3 protein-coding genes and 1 pseudogene are annotated in these 3,779 nt (G+C 47.9%); 1 reads left to right on the top strand and 3 read right to left on the bottom strand.

Annotated elements, in window-relative coordinates; all coding sequences use genetic code 11:
• Positions 1 to 17: 17 nt before the first annotated feature.
• Entirely contained in the window at positions 18 to 1,274 is a 1,257-nt protein-coding gene (gene metK, locus WBV75_RS00415; RefSeq protein ID WP_424118692.1) for a methionine adenosyltransferase, read from the bottom strand.
• Positions 1,275 to 1,628: 354 nt separating this feature from the next.
• Between metK and WBV75_RS00410 the strand changes: the two genes are divergently transcribed.
• Complete coding sequence (locus WBV75_RS00410; RefSeq protein WP_424118691.1) at positions 1,629 to 2,243, top strand: deoxynucleoside kinase; 615 nt, start codon at positions 1,629 to 1,631, stop codon at positions 2,241 to 2,243.
• 170 nt (positions 2,244 to 2,413) lie between these two features.
• Here WBV75_RS00410 and WBV75_RS00405 read toward each other — a convergent pair whose 3' ends face one another.
• Both WBV75_RS00405 and WBV75_RS00400 read right to left on the bottom strand, forming a co-directional pair.
• Positions 2,414 to 3,418, bottom strand: coding sequence for an App1 family protein (locus WBV75_RS00405; RefSeq protein WP_424118690.1), 1,005 nt, complete (start codon positions 3,416 to 3,418; stop codon positions 2,414 to 2,416).
• Between the two features lie 92 nt (positions 3,419 to 3,510).
• Positions 3,511 to 3,779 (bottom strand): annotated as a pseudogene (locus tag WBV75_RS00400) (hypothetical protein); the annotation flags it as partial.

Here is a 3,779-nt window from a genome sequence, read left to right as displayed (position 1 = left end):
GCCCAAACTAAAATGGGCTAAAGGTCAAAAGCTTTTTTAACGACATCAACGGCATCCAGTTTTTCCCAGGTAAAAAGTTCTATCTTCTTTTCGACACGCCCGTTATAGGGGGATTCAAATACCTTTTCGACCCATCTTGGTTCCCGGCCCATATGCCCGTAGGCCGCTGTTTCCAGATAAATCGGATTTCTAAGTTTCAGACGAGCCTCTATGGCCGCCGGTCTCATATCAAAGAGTTCAATGACTTTTTCTCCGATCGCACCGTCGGTCATAGGTACCTTAGAGGTTCCATAGGTATTCACATTGACAGAGGTAGGCTCTGCCAGGCCAATAGCGTAACTGACCTGCACGAGAATTTCATCCGCTACACCTGCAGCGACCAGGTTTTTGGCCACGTGACGTGCAGCATAGGCGGCGCTTCGGTCTACCTTACTCGGATCTTTCCCGCTAAAGGCACCTCCCCCGTGGGCTCCTTTCCCCCCATAGGTATCTACAATGATCTTACGCCCGGTAAGACCAGTATCACCGTGGGGGCCCCCAATGACAAACTTGCCGGTGGGGTTGATATGGTAATTTATTTTTGGTCCGAACAATCCCTGAATACGGCTGGGAAGCCCTGCCACGACCCTGGGGATCAGAATTTTTTTGATGTCTGATTCGATCTGCCGCAACATGGCATCATCCGATTTATCAAAGGGATCATGCTGGGTAGAGACCACAATAGTATCGATGCGCTGGGGTATATTGTCATCGGAATACTCCAGGGTTACCTGTGCTTTGGCATCCGGCCTCAGATAACTTATTTCATTGGACTCGCGTCGAAGCAGGGCGAGTTCCTTAAGGATCCTATGGGCTATATCGAGAGCCAGCGGCATATAATTGTCTGTTTCCCTTGTGGCATATCCAAACATCATTCCCTGGTCCCCGGCACCTTGCTCCTCTTTTGATTCCCGATCCACACCCTGAAGAATTTCAGAGGACTGCTCGTGGATCAGTGAAATCACACCACAGGAATCCCCGCTAAAGCGATAAGCTCCTTTCGTGTAACCGATTTGGTTGATGGTCTCCCGTGCAATCTGTTGCAGATCCACATAGGTATGGCTCTTTACTTCTCCGGCAAGTATGACCTGCCCTGTGGTGACCAGGGTTTCACAGGCTACTTTGCTATCCGGATCAAAAGCCAGGAAATTATCGAGCAGCGCATCGCTGATCTGGTCTGCTATTTTATCCGGGTGACCTTCACTGACGGATTCAGAGGTAAACAAATAAGACATGATGTTGTTTTTGGGAATAGCTGACCTGGAGCGAAAAGAATGCTTTACAGTAATTAGCCAGCACCCAAGGGTAGCGAAGCGTACTGCTTTAGCATTTTTGGAACCGGAATTCCGGTTTCCGAGGTTGCAATCAGTCAAATCTATCCTCGTTATTGGTGTCAAAAATAGGATATCACAGCTAATCGGCAAAACAAAAAAAAGAAAACCTGTCGCCAGTCCTAAAAAAGAGGGATTCAAAACAACTTTATATCCCGGAGTGCATTGCATCGTTTTTATTTCCCCGAACTGGAGATACTTCGTATATTGTCTCATTCCATAATCGGAAATCTTCAGGGCCTTAAAAATTAGAATTGTATGCATATTGCGGTGGCCGGGAACATCGGCGCAGGAAAAACCACACTCACGGAACTACTTGCCAAACACTACAAATGGGAAGCCCATTTTGAAGATGTAGTGGACAATCCCTATCTGGACGATTTCTATACGCAGATGGCCCGATGGAGCTTTAACCTGCAGATCTACTTCCTCAATACCCGCTACAGGCAGATTCTCAAGATCAGGGAGAGCGGGAAGAACGTCATTCAGGATCGTACGATTTACGAAGATGCCTTTATTTTTGCCCCGAACCTGCACGCCATGGGCCTGCTGACCAACCGGGATTTTCAGAATTATATCAGCCTGTTCAATTTGATGGAATCCCTGGTACAACCCCCGGACCTCCTGATATACCTGCGCAGTTCTATTCCAAATCTCGTCAATCAAATCCACAAGAGGGGAAGGGAATACGAAAGCTCTATTTCCATCGATTACCTGAGCCGATTGAACGAGCGTTATGAAGCCTGGGCGGAAGGATATGAAGTTGGAAAACTACTCATCGTCAATGTAGATGACCTCGATTTTGTGGACAACCCTGAACATTTGGGGGAAGTGATCAATAAAATCGATGCGGAGATCAACGGTTTATTCTAAGCCAACGAACTTCGGCAGAGGTTTATAAGCCTTGAAACAGGGCTCGTTTTTTTTTGTTTTTCCGCATTTTCGGGCATTCTTCAATGAAGATTCCACCACGGGTTAATCACATATCGCCGGCTTTTGAAAGAGCGGGAAAAATCCACCTTGCAAATCGGCGTCAAGAAGCCTCAAATAAAACCCATACCCCTGGCGTGCTCCGCGACCTCTTCACTCCGGTCTACTACCAATACCGGCACTTCGGTTTCCCGATCTGTGAGTTTTCGAACCCGCTGCATTCGGGATCTGTGTTTAACCGAACGCAGGTAAATGGCCCGAATACGACCCGGGTATTCCCGTGCAATCTTCAGGTAAATGTCGGCGTCCTTTTCACCACTGTCCCCGACAAGGATAAACCTCATTTTGGGATAGGTTTTCAGGATATTCCGAATCTCGTACTCCTTGTGGGGAATGTGTCCTTCAACAGATCTCCCCAGGACACTCGCCATACTTCTCAACAGGATCGGACCCTTTGGAAAATCGTTGGCACTTAAAAAAAACTCGAGATAGCGGTACAGATTCCAGGGACTGTGGCTCACGTAAAATACGGGATTGGCCTCCAGGCCGCTTTTACCCCGATGAAAATTATGATACAGCTCCGCGGCTCCCTGCAGTGGAATACGCCTTTCGGCTCTTTTAAATAGGGTATTGGCGATGACCTGCCATTTCATGTAAGAGGTCACCCCTGTATGCAGAATGGTATCATCTATATCGGTGATGATACCGTATGAAATGTCGTGTGACGGAATCAAAATAGCACCGGGAAACCTGTTGGACCCGAGAATGGTATGCCGGGTAGTCTCCAGGTCAAAAGATATTTCGTAAGGGAGCCAATTCTCCTCGTTGATCATAGGATCGAGACCCCCGATCGTTTCATCGACGACAAAGTACCCGTGGTCATCTGTTTTCACCTTTAGGATACGCCCGTCGGACAGGTGCATCTTGAGCGGGGCATGACGAATCTCGTCTGTTTCAAAACGCTTCCAGCTGTTGAGCAACAATTGAATCGTCCCTTTCTGCGCCAGATCTATCGTCTCATCTTCCAGGGCTCTGCCCCGGGCATAAATATGATCCGGGGTCCCATAGGTCTGAAACCCGATAATCTGTAAGGGGTCTTTCCTTCCAAACCACGCCATTGCGCTAAGTTACAAATAACCCCCGATCCCAAGGAGCACAAAAAAACCCGGGCTTTGCAGCCCGGGTTTTCACAAATCGCAATGTATTGTAGTTACTCTTCAATAATTATTTCCTCAATGACCTTTCCATCGGCAGTCACTTTTTTGAGGTTTTCAACCTTGGCTTTCACCTCATCGGGAGAACCCGTAATAATCTGCTGATCCACAACTTTCACTCCATTTTCCATCGTGGTAGTGGTAATGTGGGCTGTCAGGTTCCCTTCTTCTGTCGTTTCCATATGAACCTCAATCTTACGGCCCATTTCAGCTCCAACGCCCGCTTCGGCATAGGCCATAGCACTGTCTGAGGAAAGGGCTATAC

Origin of the sequence: Robiginitalea sp., assembly GCF_049588695.1 — a bacterium.
Classification (GTDB): domain Bacteria; phylum Bacteroidota; class Bacteroidia; order Flavobacteriales; family Flavobacteriaceae; genus Robiginitalea.
Note: the sequence above shows the minus strand (reverse complement) of the source record. Positions and strands in the feature narration are given on the sequence as shown.

Excerpts from the sequence above, each read along its gene's own strand:
- WBV75_RS00410 (WP_424118691.1), top strand. The coding sequence starts at position 1,629 with ATGCATATTGCGGTGGCCGGGAACATCGGCGCAGGAAAAACCACACTC.
- metK (WP_424118692.1), bottom strand. The coding sequence starts at position 1,274 with ATGTCTTATTTGTTTACCTCTGAATCCGTCAGTGAAGGTCACCCGGAT.
- WBV75_RS00405 (WP_424118690.1), bottom strand. The coding sequence starts at position 3,418 with ATGGCGTGGTTTGGAAGGAAAGACCCCTTACAGATTATCGGGTTTCAG.